The sequence below is a fragment of the Bradyrhizobium iriomotense genome (assembly GCF_018130765.1).
GTDB lineage: Bacteria > Pseudomonadota > Alphaproteobacteria > Rhizobiales > Xanthobacteraceae > Bradyrhizobium > Bradyrhizobium iriomotense_A.
In genome coordinates this window covers 1-14,081 of sequence record NZ_JAFCJZ010000032.1, presented here as the reverse complement: position 1 = coordinate 14,081, position 14,081 = coordinate 1, and the positions used below count along the sequence as shown (strand labels likewise).

The window sequence follows — 14,081 nt, the reverse complement described above, 5'->3', positions numbered from 1 at the left end:
CCCATTGTCGTTGATGTTGTCCGCGGCCTTGTGTCCGGCCGCTTCCGTTATGCTGCGTGATAGGCTGAGCTACGTGCCGCCATCACCTCATCGAATGCCTCTCCCATGACTTCGGTCGATGGAGCAAGGCCCGTAAACAGTTCGAACGCGTCGGCCGCCTGGTAGATCGCGAGCTCCCGCCCGGTCATGATCTTGGCGCCCTTGGCTTTGGCCGCGGCCAGCAGCGGCGTGATCAGCGGCGAATAGACGGCGTCCGCGACCCACAGGTTTTCGCGCAGCAGCGAGGCGGGGACCGGGGTGTCGCGGTTCGGCAGCATGCCGACCGGCGTGCCGTTGACGAGGCCGGTCGCGCCGTCAAGCGCGTCCTCGACGCTTCGGGCCACCCGTGCGCCGCCATGCCTGGCCAGCAGCGCGGCAAGCTTTTCGGCGCGTGCCGGCTCGCTGTCGAAGATCCGGAGGTCCGTTACCTTCAGGCTCGCCAGCGCAAAGGCGATCGCCTTGCCGACGCCGCCGGTGCCGATCACGGCCACCGCATTTCCGGTGGGAGCCAGCAGCGGCGCGACCGCGCGCGCAAAGCCCGTGGTGTCGGTATTGTGGCCGATCAGCCGGCCGTCTTTGACGACGACGGTGTTGACCGCCGCCATCCTCGCCGCAGCCGGTGCCAGCTCGTCGAGCAGCGGCACCACGGCTTCCTTATAGGGAAAGGTGACGTTGACGCCGGCAAAGCCGAGCCGCCGCACGCCTTCCAGCATCATGGCGAGGCCGGCGGTGTCGGCGCCGGCCACCTCGATGAGCTGGTAATGGCCGCGCAGGCCGAGCGCCTCGGCGGCGCGCTCGTGCATGGCGGGGGAGGCGGAATGCGCGATCGGCGCGCCGATCAGGCCGGTGAGGAGCTTCTTGCTGGCGGCATATCCGCGCTTCGACATGGTTCGCTATCGTCTCGTTGGGAGCGTTCAGTCCCGGCCATTAGCGGAGAAATCCGCTCAATTCCAAGGGGCTTCCAGGGGCGACGATAGTCTTTCCCCTGCCTAACACAATTACCCTTTTGTCCTGCAAACCTAACATGATGTTATTTCTTCCGTCCGCGTGCCGGGGCGGCCTTGCCGTTGCCGCGGGCCGGCTCGACCGCGCGCATCTCGGCGCGCAGGGACTCGATGAAATACTCGACGTGAAGCGACAGCGGCGCGCCGCGCTTGACCGCGATATAGGTGTCGAAACGCGTCGGCTCAGTGATCTTGATCAGCTCGATCCCGGGATAGCCGCCATGGGCCACCGTGAACTGGTCGATGATGGCGATGCCGAGCCCCGCCTTCACCAGCGCGCAGACCGTGGTGCCGAAGCGTGCGCGGATGGTGATGTTGTAATCGAGTCGGTGGCGCGCGAAGATCTCGGCCATGATCCGCCCGTAAGGGTCGTTGGGATCGATGCCGATCAGCGGATAGCGGGTGATCTCGGCGGCCGAGACCTGCTTGCGGCCGGCGAGCTCGTGGCCCGGCGGCACGATGCAATAGAGCTCGCCCGAGGCGAGCGGCATGAAGTCGAGCCCGGAATGCTCGAGTCGGTAGCTCATCGCGACGCACTCGCCGCGGCCGAGCAGGAGATAGTCGATGGCCTCCTCGAGCTTGAGGATGTTGATGTCGATGCCGAGATCGGGGTAGCGGCGGCGGACGCGCTCGATCGCGCGCGGCACCATCACTTGCGAGATGCTCGGCACCGAGCCGATGCGCAATTCCGAGAGGCCGCCGCGCCCGATCTTGGAGATGATCTCGGAGAGATCGTCGACCTTCTTGTAGACGCCGTTGATCTGCTCGAAGATGTTCTCGGCTTCCGGCGTCGGGAAGTAGCGGCCGTTCTGGCGCTGGAAGAAGCGGATGCCGAGCGAGCGCTCGGTGTATTTGACGAGGCGGCTGATCCCCGGCGCCGAGACGTTGAGCAGCTTCGCCGCGCCGCCAATGGTGCCCGTCACCATCACGGCACGGATCACTTCAACCTGGCGCAGCGTCATCATGTCCTGACATCCGAAAGACGATCTTGGAAGTGATCATCTCACGAGAGCCGTGATGTCATCCAGCGGCAAGTGTGTGTCAATGTGGAGGGAGAGTGGCCTGCTCTTACCCTCTCCCCTTGTGGGAGACGGGTGAGGGGTCTCTGTCCGCGACTTCAAATGGGAGTTGGATTCGCGGAGAGAGACCCCTCATCCGGCGCTTCGCGCCACCTTCTCCCACAAGGGGAGAAGGAAAGAATTTCCCGGTCAGAGTGTTTCGACTAAAATCTGCGCGTTCAGATGGAAGGGCGTCGTCGTCGCGCGATCTTTTGCATCGGCGTCGCTTGCTGCAACTGCGTTCTAGCTCGCCGGGCCCTCGGGCAAAATGCTGTCCGCCAACTCCGCGCGCTCGCTCTGCAGCACCTCGCGCGCGAACTCGATGATCTTCTGCTTGTTTGCCGTTTCGCGCACGGCGAAAAACACGCGGTTCAATTCCAGGCCGAGCACGCTGTTGAGGGCGATGTTCTCGTCGTCCATCGTGGTTTTCCCGCTTTCTACGCCTTTAGGTGTAACTTGACGTCACTTCTTCCACAAGTAGATTAAGGCCTTAGAGCAGGTCGCTACCGGTAAACTACGGGACCAGCGAATTGAGGCAGCCCTCGAATACGTGCTATACGGGACGGTGTGGGTCAGGAATTGCACCGATGTCCGCCGTAGACTATGGCCGGGAGGCGCTCGACTTCATTGAAGGCCTTGGGGCTTATCGCGCCGTCCCAGACGCGATGAACGCGCTTGAAACAGCGTTCGGTCGCTTCGGCTTCGAAACCATCATCGTGACGGGGCTGCCGAATCCCGATCAGCGCTTTGCGCAGATGGTGCTCGCCAAGCGCTGGCCCGCGGGCTGGTTCAGCCTCTACACCCAGAACAACTATGACCGCGTCGATCCGGTGGTTCGGCTGTGCCGGCAATCGGTCAACCCGTTCGAGTGGTCGGAAGCCCCCTATGATGCCGAGCTCGAGCCTGAGGCGGCCGAGGTGATGAACCGCGCCGGCGATTTTCGCATGTCGCGCGGCTTCATCGTGCCGATCCACGGGCTCACCGGCTATGAAGCCGCGGTGTCGCTCGGCGGCGTCCATCTCGACCTCAATCCCCGCAGCAAGCCGGCGCTGCACCTGATGGCGATGTATGGCTTCGACCACATCCGCCGTCTGCTCGAGCCGACGCCGTATCCCTCGACGCGTCTCACCCCGCGCGAGCGCGAGGTGATCTCGTGGGCCTCGCAAGGCAAGTCGGCCTGGGAGATCGGCGAGATCTTGCATATCACGCAGCGTACGGCCGAAGAGCATCTTGCAACCGCCGCGCGCAAGCTCGGCGCGGTCAACCGTACGCATGCGGTGGCGCTGGCGATTCGCGGCAAGATCATCAATCCCTAAGCCGACGTACTGGGAAATTTCCCAATATCGAACCTGCGTCTTTTCGCAGATTCTTTCCCCCATTGAGGCTGAATGGGGGTTTTCATGATTCACGCAATTTCCGCGGTCAATCGCCACCTTTACGAAGACGTACTGGAACAACATTTCAGGCTGCGCCACGATATCTTCGTCGAGGAGCGGCGCTGGGAGACGCTGCGCCGGCCGGATGGCCGCGAGATGGATTCCTATGACGACGAGGACACCGTCTATCTGCTTGCACTGGAGGGCCGGCGCGTCGTCGGCGGCCACCGGCTCTACCCGACCACCAAGCCTTCGATGATGAGCGAGGTCTTCCCGCATCTGGCGGCGGTGCGCGGCTGTCCCGTGGATCCGCTGATCTGGGAGTGGTCACGCTACTTCGTCGTCCGCGACCGCCGCGACGGCGCTCTCAACCTGCAACTGATGGCGGCGGTGCAGGAGTTCTGCCTCAATCAGGGAATCGCGCAGGTCAGCGCGATCATGGAAACCTGGTGGTTGCCGCGCTTCCACGAGGCGGGTTTCGTCGTGACGCCGCTCGGCCTGCCGGCCCTGGTGGAGAGCGCGTGGACCATGGCGGCCACCATCGACATTCGCCGGGAGACGCTCGATGCCCTGCATGGTCGCATCGGCATGGCTTCCGTCGTGCAGCAGGACGGCCCGCATCTCGATGCCGTCGCCCGTGCCAACCTCTGCGGTCTTGCTGCCGCGCAACGAAAGAGTGCCTGAGATGTCGAACATGATGCGGGACAGCCAGATCATGGCGCAAACCCAGGACGAGAACCTCGGCTACATGTCCGACATGGCGCTCGAACTGGCGCAGATGGCGGACGACTCCGGACTGACGACGCTCGCCTATCTCTTCCGGATGGCGGCGCTGGAGGCTTCGACGGTCAACACCGTGCTCGCCGAGCCGGACGATTTTCCCCAGCAGATGACGTCGCACTAGACGCATCCTTGCTTCATTCGACGACGTTCGCACCCTCTCCCCGCGAAGAGCGGGGGGAGGGTGAAGTCATTTGGGTGCGGCAGGTTGCCCCATCCTGCGCGGCAGCCTTTTTGCATTGCGAGGCGTGTCGCGGCCCACATGTGCCGGGATGCAACAAAGTGCATGTTTGGTGTCGAATCGCTCTTGCCTCGGAACGATACTGCCATTACCCATTTTTCGGCCTTGAAGAGGCAGGGGGAGCTCTTTCACTGATGGCGACTGTGTTCGAACATCGGCGCGACGCTGCGTGCGCCTGAAAGAGTTTTGATGCTGCTCGTCGTCGAACAGTTCCTGAACGGATTGCAGTTCGGCCTGCTCCTGTTCCTGCTCGCCGCCGGCCTGACGCTGGTGTTCGGGATCATGGATCTCGTCAACCTCGCGCACGGCTCGCTCTACATGATGGGCGCCTATTTCGCCGCGACCTTCGCGGCGTGGACCGGCAGCTTCCTGCTCGGTGCGCTGATGGCGTTAGGGGCCACGCTGGTGCTCGGCATCGTGCTCGAGGTGACGGCGCTGCGGCATCTCTACGGGCGCGACCATCTCGACCACGTGCTCGCGACCTTCGGCCTGATCCTGTTCTTCAATGAAGCCGTGCGGTTGATTTGGGGCCCGGCGGGCCTTGCGCTGCCTTTGCCGGCCTGGCTCACCGTGCCCGTGCCGATCCTGCCTGGCATTCACTATCCCGCCTATCGGCTCGCCATCATCGCGGTGGCGCTGCTGGTTGCTCTGCTGCTCTATCTCGGTGTGATGCGCACCCGCATCGGCATGCTGATCCGCGCCGGCGCCTCCAACCGCGAGATGATCGGCGCACTCGGCATCAACATCAAGCTGCTCTACACGCTGGTGTTCGGCCTGGGGGCCGCGCTCGCCGGCCTTGCCGGCCTGATGCAGGCGCCGATCCTCACCGTGCAGATTGGCATGGGCGAGAACATCCTGATCCTCGCCTTCGTCATCATCGTGATCGGCGGCATCGGCTCGATCCGCGGCGCCTTCCTGGCCGCGATCTTCGTCGGCATGATCGACACGCTCGGCCGCGCCTTCCTGCCCAATCTGCTGCGGCAGGTGCTGAGCGGCGCCGCCGCCTCCACCGCCGCGCCTGCGCTGTCCTCCATGCTGATCTATCTCCTGATGGCGATCGTGCTGGTGGTGCGGCCGGAGGGGCTGTTTCCGGCCAACCGTCGATGAAGGGGTTGAGCGTGAGCAAGGCCGTCACGGCCCTGATGCTGGCGGGCCTCGTGCTGCTGCCGCTTTATTCGTCGCTATCAGGCAACATCTTCATCCTGACGCTGTTCACCCGCATCGTCATCCTGGCGCTGGCGGCGGCGAGCCTCAACCTCATCATGGGTTTTGGCGGCATGATGAGCTTTGGCCACGCCGCCTATCTCGGCATCGGCGGCTATGCGGTCGGCATGCTGGCGCAGGAAGGCGTCGGTTCCGGCTTCGTCCAGTTTCCGGTCGCGCTCGCGGCGTCCGCGATCTATGCGCTGGTGATCGGCGCGCTTTCTTTGCGCACCCGCGGCGTCTATTTCATCATGATCACGCTCGCCTTCGCGCAGATGGCCTATTATGTCGCCTCGGGCCTGGCGCGTTACGGCGGTGATGACGGCCTCACCGTCTACAAGCGCAGCGACTTTTCCGGGCTGATCAATCTCGGTAACCGCACGCAGTTCTACTATCTCTGTCTCGCCTGCCTCTTCGGCGTGATCTTCCTGATCTGGCGCATCGTCAATTCACGCTTCGGCCTCGTCGTGCAGGGCCTGCGCTCGAACGAGCAGCGCATGCAGGCGATCGGCTTTCCGGCCAAGCGCTACCAGCTGGTCTGCTTCGTCATATCAGGCACGATGTGCGGCCTTGCCGGCGCGCTGCTCGCCAACAATACCGATTTCGTCAGCCCGGCCGTGATGTACTGGACGCGTTCCGGCGACCTCATGGTGATGGTGATCCTCGGCGGCATGGGCACGCTGTTCGGCCCGATCATGGGCGCGGTGGTGTTCCTGCTGCTGGAAGAGTTCCTGTCGCAGATCACCGAATATTGGGCGCTGATCATGGGCCCACTGCTGCTGCTGATCGTGCTGTTCGGCCGCGGCGGCATCATGGGCATGCTCGGGAGGGCTGGCCGTGGCTGAACCCTTGCTCCGCGTCGAAAAGCTAGTGCGTCGTTTCGGCGGCATCCTCGCGACCGACAACGTCTCGCTCGACGTCGCGGCCGGTGAGCTGCACGCCATCATCGGCCCGAACGGCGCCGGCAAGACCACGCTGATCAGCCAGCTCACCGGGCATCTCGAGCCGCATTCCGGCAGCGTCTCGCTGGCCGGGCGCGACATCACCTATTTGCCGGCCTATCGCCGCTGCGCGCTGGGGCTCGCGCGCTCGTTCCAGATCACCTCGCTGCTGCTCGACTTCACCGCGGCGGACAACGTCGCGCTGGCGGCGCAGGCGCATGCCGGCACCTCGTTCCGCTTCTTCGCTAACGCGCGCAAGGAGAAGGGCCTGCGCGATACCGCCCACGCCGCACTCGACCGCGTCGGTCTCGGCCATCGTGCCGACGTCGTCGTGAACAGGCTCAGCCATGGCGAGCGGCGCGAGCTGGAGCTTGCGGTTGCGCTCGCGAGCAAGCCGAAACTCTTGCTGCTCGACGAGCCCATGGCGGGCCTCGGCGTGACTGAATCGCAGCGCATGGTGAAGCTGCTTCAGGAGCTGCGCAAAGAGGTCTCGATCGTGCTGGTCGAGCACGACATGCCGGCGGTGTTCGCGCTGGCCGACCGCATCTCGGTGCTGGTCTATGGCCGCGTCATCGCTTCCGGCGATCCGGCCGCGATCCGCGCCAATGAAGAGGTCAAGCGCGCCTATCTCGGCGATCAGCATGTGGTGACGCATCATGGCTGACGCGCTGCTCGAGGTCGACGGCATCGAGACCTGCTACGGCCTGTCCCAGGTGCTGTTCGGTCTGTCGCTGTCGATCAGCTCGGGCGAGATGGTCTCGCTGATGGGCCGCAACGGCATGGGCAAAACCACAACCATCCGCTCCATCATGGGTCTCACGCCGGCACGCGCCGGTGCGATCCGTTTTGCCGGCGCGGAAGTGCGGCAGTTGCCGTCCTACAGAATTGCAAAACTCGGCGTCGGCCTGGTCCCCGAGGGCCGGCAGATCTTCCCGAACCTCACCGTCCGCGAAAATCTTGTCGCCGCTGCCGCCGACCGCTTCGGCAGCAGTAACCCCTGGACGCTGGCCGCGATCTACTCCCTGTTCCCGCGGCTTGCCGAGCGCGCCGCCAACATGGGCAACCAGCTCTCCGGCGGCGAACAGCAGATGCTCGCGATCGGCCGCGCGCTGATGACCAATCCGAAGCTGCTGATCCTGGATGAAGCGACCGAGGGCCTCGCGCCGCTGATCCGCGAAGAAATCTGGCACTGCCTGTCGCTGCTCAAGAGCCGGGGGCAGTCGATCCTGGTCGTCGACAAGAACGTCGACCACCTCGCCCGCATCTGCGACCGCCACTTCATCATCGAGCGCGGCAAGACCGTATGGAGCGGCACATCCAACGAGCTGATGGCCGAGCCGGATTTGCAGCACAAATATTTGGGGATTTAGCGAGCTGGAAGGCGAGGTGAGGAGTGGAATGCGGACGCCTCACACTCAGTGTCGTGCTGGCGAAAGCCAGGACCCATACCGCGTGATCTATCGGCTGTGGTCAGTATGAACACCGGGTGAGGAGTCTTCGCCAAACGCCCTCTTGGGGTAATGGGTCCTGGCTCCCGTGCGCAATTGCGCACTAGGCCAGGACGACGTCGGCCATCACCAATAAATCCCATGCCGATGCAGCTCGCGGATCACCCGCGCCTCGGTGGAGGGCTGGTGGCGCTTCGGCTTGGCGGTTTCGGCCGTGGTTGCCGCCGGCGCCGCGACGGGCCGGGCGGGCGTTGTGGCGGCCGGAGCTGCTGTGACAGGCGCTGTCGATGTCGCTGCACCGGTCGTCGCTGTTGACGTTGGCGCGGTCGTCGCCGTCTGCACATTCGTCGGTAGCGGTGCCGACGGGGCCTGGGTGGTCTGCGGCGTCGCCACTGTTGTGGCGGGCTGCTCCGCCTGCTGGCTCGCACTGCTGGCTGCCAGGCTCAGGCTCCGCGAACCGCCGGCATGAGCCCCGGTTGCGAGCAGCGACATCACCGCGATCAGGATCAGCTTGCGCATGACAACCCTCATCATCTGGTCAATCCGTCTTACCCAATTCGCCTACACCGGCACTAACGCGTAAACCGATGCATCCCGATCTCGATCAGGGTTGCCCGGCAGGACAGGCGATAAATCAGGCTGAACAATCGACCCCACATGACCGAACTCCGTTGTTGATCACGTGCTGAACTTATAGACCGCGCGTCTTTCCGGCGTTTTTCTCGGCATAGAGAAAATGACTTCATCCAGGATGGTTGCGATGTCGTCGGAACATTCCGGATGAAATCGCCTCACACGGGTGTGAGCACTGCATCGGGCAGAGGCCGGCCGGATTCCGATAGAGGCCGGTAGTTGTCCCGAGATGAAGCGCGCGCGGCACGGCGGTATCGTGCGGCGTCTTCAGGCCTGGCTGTTGAATGAGTTCCGATCGCGAAGAGAATCCGCCGATCCTCATCTGCTCGAAATGCAGGCGCCCAATGAAGTTCCTGGCGACACTACCGGGAATAGTCACACTACCTCCGGAGCACGCCTATACTTGTGTCCCGTGTGGTCGCGTCGACACGATTCCGCTGAAGTAAGTCGCCGGTGCCGGATTGGGCCGGATGCGCTCAGAACATCTCGAAATATTCGCGATGCTCCCAGTCGGTCACTTCAGACAGGAAACGGTCGATCTCGGCGTTCTTGATGTGAGTGTAGTAGTCGACGAACTCTGCTCCGAACTTTTCGCGGAAGAACGGATCGTCCTTCAGCGCGGCGACCGCATCGCGCAACGACTTCGGCAACAGCGGTGCCTTGGTCTCGTACGGCGTGTCGGCCGACGGGCCGGGATCGAGCTTGCGGTCGACGCCGTCGAGGCCTGAGAGAATCTGCGAGGCCATGTAGAGATAGGGGTTGGCTGCGGGCTCGCCGATGCGGTTCTCCAGGCGCGTGGCGGCATCGTCGGCGCCGCCGAGCACGCGGATCATCACGCCGCGATTGTCGCGGCCCCAGATCGCGCGGTCCGGCGCCAGCGAATAGGAGCGGTAGCGCTTGTAGCCGTTGATGGTCGGCGTGGTGAACACGGTGGACGCACGGGCGTGGTCGAGCAGGCCGGCGAGGTAGGACTTGCCGAAGGCGCTGAGCGGCTCGCTGCCCTCTTTCGCCATGAACTGGTTCTCGCCGCTCGTGCGCGAGACGATCGACTGGTGCAGATGCCAGCCGCTCGCGAACACGTTCGGCAGTTTCGGCCGGCACATGAAGGTGGCGTGATAGCCGTGGCGGCGGGCAATCTGCTTCACGGCGCTGCGGAACAGCACCATGTTGTCGGCGGGCTCGAGGCCCTTTCTCGGCTGGAAGGTGAATTCGCACTGGCTCGGCCCGAACTCCACCTCGACCGAACGTAGCGGCAACCCCAGCGCGATGACATCGCGTCGAAGAATCTCCAGCACCGGCTCCATCTGATCGAAGCGCTGCTCGGTGAGATATTGATAGCCGTGGCTGAGCAGGCTCACCGACGGCGGCGTGCCGGGCTGTCCCGCGTCCTCCGCGCGCATATGCGGGTCGTCGAGCCTGAAGATGTGGAATTCGACCTCGAGCCCGGCGACGAAATCGTAGCCGCGCCCGCCGAGCTCATCGAGCACGCGCTTGTAGAGCCCGCGCGTCGCGAACGGCACGGGACGGCCGTCCTGGAAATAGAGGTCGCACAGCACCCAGCCCGTGGTCGGCGCCCACGGCAGCACGCGAAAGGTGGTGGGATCGGCGACCATCAGCACATCGGCGGCGCCCTCCATCTCCTTCATGCCGAAGCCGCCGCCTGACGTGAACACCGGAAACACCGTGCGGTGCGAGGTGTCTTTCGCCAGCATGGTCGTGGTGATGGAGCAGCCGCTCTCCAGCGAGGCGATCGCTTCAGTTGCGACGATGGTCTTGCCGCGCAAGATGCCGTGCTGGTCGGGGAAGGCGAGGCGGATGACCTCGAGGTTCCTATCCTCGACGATGCGGCGCATGCGCGCCGCGGCGTCCTTCTGCTCATCCGACCACAGCGCATGGCGCGCGACGAAAGTCACTTCATCACTCCCTCAACTGCCGTAGGGTGGGCAAAGCGAAGCGTGCCCACCGTGTCTATCGTCCTCACGGAAACATGGTGGGCACGGCGCTTTGCGCCTTTGCCTACCCTACGGGGTCCGTGCACGCACGTCACTCCGCCGCTGTCAGCCGATGCACCTTGCCTTCGATCTCCTTCGGCACCGGTGCGGTCCACGGCGCGCCGCGGCGGCGCTTGACGTCGACCTCCATCCAGTAGGTCTCCCAGCCCCGCGTCGGCCCGATGCCGTCCATGGTCGCCGGCCCCTGGATGCTGCGCGCGTTGGCCTCGTCCAGGAACAGCATCGGCTTCTCGCCGCCCTGGACCTTCTCGATCTCCTGCCGCAGCAGGCGGCGATATTGCACGATCGCCTTGTCGGACTGTCCGAGATGCTCCTTGGTGCGGTCCTGGATCGCGCCCATCGACTCCACCGCCCACTGGTCGTGGACGTTGATGTCGTTGCCCATGCCGGTATAGGTCGCGGTCTGCTGCTCGTGCGGATCGAAACCGTAATCGTTGCTGCGGTTCTTGCGCGATTTGTAGTCGGGCATCTCATAGAGCTCGAGCCGCTGGTCGCGCATCTTCTGCTTGTCGACCGGGTTCGTGTAGCTGGTGAAGATCGCGTACCAGTAGCAGTTCTCGTCATCGACAGGCACGTGCCACTGCGTGATCGTCATCTCCGTGCTCATGGGGATGACGAAGCCGTGCGGGAACAGCTGGTTGGTGACACGCACATGGGTGCGCTCCTCATCGATCTCGCGCAGCGCGATCAGCCGCAGGCCATATTCGGTGTGCTCGACATTGATGATCGGGCGGTCGTATTCGCGCAGGATCTTCGTCATCGGCAGGTCGGAGCCGGCCGAGGCGCCGCGGAATTGCTTGCCGTAGGCTGTGGAGGTGTCTTCGTCCTCGAAGAAGCGGTGCAGATAGGAGGCGTGCGCGGGATCGATGCCGACTTCCAGCGCCTGCAGCCAGTTGCAGGCCATGTGACCCTTGAACGCGAAAGTATGGCTGCCCGGCGCAATGAAGCAGTCGATCTCCGGGAATGCGGGCGGCTCGCCTTCGCCGAGATAGGCCCAGAGGATGCCGCTCTTCTCCACCACGGGATAGGAGCGCTGGCGGATGTTCTGGCAGAGCTTCGAGTCCTTCGGTTCGGCCGGCGTCTCGATGCATTGACCGGTGGCGTCGAACAGCCAGCCGTGAAAGGCGCATCGCAGGCCGCCATGCTCGAGCCGTCCGAAGGCGAGGTCGGCGCCGCGATGCGCGCAGTGGCGGTCGATCAGTCCGTAGCGTCCGGTCTCGTCGCGGAACAGCACGAGGTTCTCGCCGAGCAGTTTGACGGGACGGATCGGCCGCGCACCTTCCAGCTCGTCGACCAGCGCCGCCGGCTGCCAGTAGCTCCGCATCAGCTTGCCGCAGGGGTCCTTCGGCCCGGTGCGGGTGATCAGGTCGTTCTGCTCCTGGCTCATCATGGCGACTGCATCCTTTGTGGAGTGGCGTTTGTTCGCCTATTGAACGAATGGGCGAATTATGACATGCCCTGGATCGGCAGCAAGCACTATTTTGCAGGATTGTCCCGGCGCCATGCCCAAGCTGAAGCGGAGTGAGACTGACGAGCGCCCGACGGATTTCGTCGAGGCCCTCGATCGCGGCCTGCGCCTGCTTCAGTGCTTTGGCACCAATGCGGGTCCGATGACGCTGAGCGATCTTGCCCGTGCCGCGGATCTGCCGCGCGCGACCGCGCGGCGCATGCTGTTCACGCTTCAGCGCGGCGGTTTCGTCAGTGGCGACGGAAAACTGTTCTCGCTGACGCCGCATGTGCTGACGCTGGCTGCGTCCTATTTGCGCTCCAATCAGCTCGTCGCGGTGCTCCAGCCTGTGCTCGATCGCGTCGCGACGGCGGCGAACGAAATCTCCTCGCTCGCAGTGCTCGACGGCGACGAGGTCGTGTTCATCGCGCGCAGCAGTCCGGCGCGCATGTTCTCGGGTGGGCTGGAGATCGGCTATCGCTTGCCGGCCTTCTGCACCTCGGTCGGCCGCGCCATGCTCGGCCGGCTCGACGATGCCGATCTCGCCGCGCGCCTGACGGCGATGAAGCGGGAGGCGCTGACGCCGCAGACGGTGACCGACCCGAAGGCGCTGCTCGCGCGCATCGCCGCCGACCGTGCGCAGGGCTATGCGCTGGTCGACCGCGAGGCCGAACCGCATTTCCGCTCGATCTCGGTCCCCGTCCGCCGCTACGACGACGTGATCGTCGCCGCCATCAACATGGGCGCCCATGTCGATCGCGTGCCGGCACAGGAACTGATCGACCGCTTCCTGCCGCTGCTCCGGGAAGGCGCGGAGGCGGTGCGTTCGCAATTGCTGTAGCCCCGTAGCCCGGGTGAGCGCAGCGACACCCGGGAAACCATCGCAAAATCCCGGATGTCGCTTCGCTCATCCGGGCTACGGGACTATAATGCGCCCCACACAAGACCAGGGAGCACGCCATGCAACACACCATGGTTCCCAGTGATCGCGTGCAGCACGTCGCCGTCTATGGTTGTGACGGCACGAAGCTCGGCACGATCGAGCGGTTGATGCTCGACAAGGTGAGCGGAACGGTCGCCTACGCCGTGATCAAGACCGGCGGCCTGCTTGGTACTCATCACCATTATCCGGTGCAGTGGAGCGCACTGAAATATGATCCGGCCCGTCAGGCCTTCCAGGTCGAACTGACGTCGGAGCAATTGAGCAGCGGCCCCTGCGAAGTCGATGGCGAGGCGTTCGATTGGGGCGACCGCTCGCGGCCCTACCAGCATCCGAACTACTGGTCGATCTAGCCGCGTCGGAAGTACGGGCTACACCCCGGCAAGCAGCGTCACTGCCGGTTGCGCATCCAATCGGCGAGGCCTGATATCGCCTTATCGAGGTCCTGCCGCGCAGCGAGGTCGGCGATCGTCTCCTCCATCGCGCCGCGCATGCAGAGCATCCACGCGTCGCGTTCGGCGTCCCCAATGGCAAAGCCGATATGGCGCTGGCGCAGCCGCGGATGTCCCTTCTCAGGAGTATAGAGGCGCGGGCCGCCGGTCCATTCGGTGAGGTAGCGCTTCAGCACATCCCGGATCAGGCCGAGATCGTCCGCATGCATGGCGCGGATGATTTGCGCTTCCGGCAGCGTGTCCATCCGCTCGTAGAAGCGGTCGACGAGACGATCAATCGTGGCACTGCCGCCGATCCGCTCGAACATGGAGATTGCGACGTCGCTATCGGTCATCGTTGGTCCTGTGTGATGCAAGGCCCTTCATATTGTCTCTGTTTCAGAAACGAAAAGGGATCCGAAGTGTTTCCGCGTGCTCAGCTATGCTCCCTCCCCCCTTGCGGGGTAGGGGAATCGCATTTGGCAGTAGAGGGGTGTTGCCAGACGGTTGGAACTGGATTCTTTGGGT

General features: G+C 64.1%; 16 protein-coding genes. 9 read left to right on the top strand and 7 right to left on the bottom strand.

The annotated features are described in order from the left end of the window. Positions 1–47 precede the first annotated feature (47 nt). From JQ635_RS35770 to JQ635_RS35760, 3 genes are all read right to left on the bottom strand, one after another. Positions 48–926 carry a shikimate dehydrogenase gene (locus JQ635_RS35770; RefSeq protein WP_211414466.1) on the bottom strand — a complete coding sequence of 293 codons (879 nt, stop codon included), beginning with the start codon at positions 924–926 and terminating at the stop codon, positions 48–50. Positions 927–1,069: 143 nt separating this feature from the next. Next, on the bottom strand, positions 1,070–2,008 hold the full coding sequence (locus JQ635_RS35765) for a LysR family transcriptional regulator (protein WP_211414465.1): 939 nt from the start codon (positions 2,006–2,008) through the stop codon (positions 1,070–1,072). Positions 2,009–2,344: 336 nt separating this feature from the next. After that, entirely contained in the window at positions 2,345–2,521 is a 177-nt protein-coding gene (locus JQ635_RS35760; protein WP_211407829.1) for a hypothetical protein, read from the bottom strand. A 167-nt stretch (positions 2,522–2,688) separates the two neighbouring features. Between JQ635_RS35760 and JQ635_RS35755 the strand changes: the two genes are divergently transcribed. From JQ635_RS35755 to JQ635_RS35725, 7 genes are all read left to right on the top strand, one after another. Continuing rightward, positions 2,689–3,417 carry a LuxR family transcriptional regulator gene (locus tag JQ635_RS35755; protein WP_211414464.1) on the top strand — a complete coding sequence of 243 codons (729 nt, stop codon included), beginning with the start codon at positions 2,689–2,691 and terminating at the stop codon, positions 3,415–3,417. Positions 3,418–3,501: 84 nt separating this feature from the next. After that, the gene (locus JQ635_RS35750; RefSeq protein ID WP_211414463.1) at positions 3,502–4,161 is read left to right on the top strand and encodes an acyl-homoserine-lactone synthase; all 660 of its coding nucleotides are present in this window, start codon (positions 3,502–3,504) and stop codon (positions 4,159–4,161) included. Between the two features lies 1 nt (position 4,162). After that, positions 4,163–4,381, top strand: coding sequence for a hypothetical protein (locus JQ635_RS35745; protein WP_211414462.1), 219 nt, complete (start codon positions 4,163–4,165; stop codon positions 4,379–4,381). 306 nt (positions 4,382–4,687) lie between these two features. Next, a complete protein-coding gene (locus JQ635_RS35740) occupies positions 4,688–5,605 on the top strand; it encodes a branched-chain amino acid ABC transporter permease (RefSeq protein ID WP_018644491.1) in 918 nt (305 codons plus the stop codon). After that, complete coding sequence (locus tag JQ635_RS35735) at positions 5,602–6,546, top strand: branched-chain amino acid ABC transporter permease (RefSeq protein ID WP_211414461.1); 945 nt, start codon at positions 5,602–5,604, stop codon at positions 6,544–6,546. The genes JQ635_RS35740 and JQ635_RS35735 overlap by 4 nt, the downstream gene beginning before the upstream one ends. Continuing rightward, the gene (locus JQ635_RS35730; RefSeq protein ID WP_211414460.1) at positions 6,539–7,306 is read left to right on the top strand and encodes an ABC transporter ATP-binding protein; all 768 of its coding nucleotides are present in this window, start codon (positions 6,539–6,541) and stop codon (positions 7,304–7,306) included. Before JQ635_RS35735 ends, JQ635_RS35730 begins: the two co-directional genes overlap by 8 nt. Then, the gene (locus JQ635_RS35725; RefSeq protein ID WP_211414459.1) at positions 7,299–8,012 is read left to right on the top strand and encodes an ABC transporter ATP-binding protein; all 714 of its coding nucleotides are present in this window, start codon (positions 7,299–7,301) and stop codon (positions 8,010–8,012) included. Before JQ635_RS35730 ends, JQ635_RS35725 begins: the two co-directional genes overlap by 8 nt. A gap of 204 nt (positions 8,013–8,216) precedes the next feature. On the opposite strand, the gene JQ635_RS35720 is transcribed toward JQ635_RS35725, so the two are convergent. From JQ635_RS35720 to JQ635_RS35710, 3 genes are all read right to left on the bottom strand, one after another. Then, positions 8,217–8,624, bottom strand: coding sequence for a hypothetical protein (locus tag JQ635_RS35720; RefSeq protein ID WP_246583986.1), 408 nt, complete (start codon positions 8,622–8,624; stop codon positions 8,217–8,219). 575 nt (positions 8,625–9,199) lie between these two features. Continuing rightward, positions 9,200–10,636, bottom strand: coding sequence for a glutamine synthetase family protein (locus JQ635_RS35715; RefSeq protein ID WP_211414458.1), 1,437 nt, complete (start codon positions 10,634–10,636; stop codon positions 9,200–9,202). A gap of 130 nt (positions 10,637–10,766) precedes the next feature. Next, positions 10,767–12,125, bottom strand: a complete 1,359-nt coding sequence (locus JQ635_RS35710) for an aromatic ring-hydroxylating dioxygenase subunit alpha (RefSeq protein ID WP_211414457.1) — start codon at positions 12,123–12,125, stop codon at positions 10,767–10,769. A gap of 112 nt (positions 12,126–12,237) precedes the next feature. On the opposite strand from JQ635_RS35710, the gene JQ635_RS35705 reads away from it, so the two are divergent. Together JQ635_RS35705 and JQ635_RS35700 are read left to right on the top strand one after the other, a co-directional pair. Further along, a complete protein-coding gene (locus JQ635_RS35705) occupies positions 12,238–13,023 on the top strand; it encodes an IclR family transcriptional regulator domain-containing protein (protein WP_211414456.1) in 786 nt (261 codons plus the stop codon). Positions 13,024–13,142: 119 nt separating this feature from the next. Further along, positions 13,143–13,475, top strand: a complete 333-nt coding sequence (locus JQ635_RS35700; RefSeq protein ID WP_211414455.1) for a PRC-barrel domain-containing protein — start codon at positions 13,143–13,145, stop codon at positions 13,473–13,475. Between the two features lie 38 nt (positions 13,476–13,513). Here the strand turns inward: JQ635_RS35700 and JQ635_RS35695 are convergent, their stop codons facing one another. After that, positions 13,514–13,909 (bottom strand): group II truncated hemoglobin, encoded by a 396-nt coding sequence (locus JQ635_RS35695; protein WP_211414454.1) that lies wholly within the window; start codon positions 13,907–13,909, stop codon positions 13,514–13,516. Positions 13,910–14,081 lie beyond the last annotated feature (172 nt).

Bases quoted from the DNA above. Each gene is read 5' to 3' on its own strand.
- JQ635_RS35745 (WP_211414462.1), top strand. From the start codon at position 4,163: ATGTCGAACATGATGCGGGACAGCCAGATCATGGCGCAAACCCAGGAC.
- JQ635_RS35735 (WP_211414461.1), top strand. From the start codon at position 5,602: ATGAAGGGGTTGAGCGTGAGCAAGGCCGTCACGGCCCTGATGCTGGCG.
- JQ635_RS35770 (WP_211414466.1), bottom strand. From the start codon at position 926: ATGTCGAAGCGCGGATATGCCGCCAGCAAGAAGCTCCTCACCGGCCTG.
- JQ635_RS35710 (WP_211414457.1), bottom strand. From the start codon at position 12,125: ATGATGAGCCAGGAGCAGAACGACCTGATCACCCGCACCGGGCCGAAG.
- JQ635_RS35695 (WP_211414454.1), bottom strand. From the start codon at position 13,909: ATGACCGATAGCGACGTCGCAATCTCCATGTTCGAGCGGATCGGCGGC.
- JQ635_RS35700 (WP_211414455.1), top strand. From the start codon at position 13,143: ATGCAACACACCATGGTTCCCAGTGATCGCGTGCAGCACGTCGCCGTC.
- JQ635_RS35750 (WP_211414463.1), top strand. From the start codon at position 3,502: ATGATTCACGCAATTTCCGCGGTCAATCGCCACCTTTACGAAGACGTA.
- JQ635_RS35755 (WP_211414464.1), top strand. From the start codon at position 2,689: ATGTCCGCCGTAGACTATGGCCGGGAGGCGCTCGACTTCATTGAAGGC.
- JQ635_RS35765 (WP_211414465.1), bottom strand. From the start codon at position 2,008: ATGATGACGCTGCGCCAGGTTGAAGTGATCCGTGCCGTGATGGTGACG.
- JQ635_RS35720 (WP_246583986.1), bottom strand. From the start codon at position 8,624: ATGATGAGGGTTGTCATGCGCAAGCTGATCCTGATCGCGGTGATGTCG.
- JQ635_RS35705 (WP_211414456.1), top strand. From the start codon at position 12,238: ATGCCCAAGCTGAAGCGGAGTGAGACTGACGAGCGCCCGACGGATTTC.
- JQ635_RS35740 (WP_018644491.1), top strand. From the start codon at position 4,688: ATGCTGCTCGTCGTCGAACAGTTCCTGAACGGATTGCAGTTCGGCCTG.
- JQ635_RS35760 (WP_211407829.1), bottom strand. From the start codon at position 2,521: ATGGACGACGAGAACATCGCCCTCAACAGCGTGCTCGGCCTGGAATTG.
- JQ635_RS35725 (WP_211414459.1), top strand. From the start codon at position 7,299: ATGGCTGACGCGCTGCTCGAGGTCGACGGCATCGAGACCTGCTACGGC.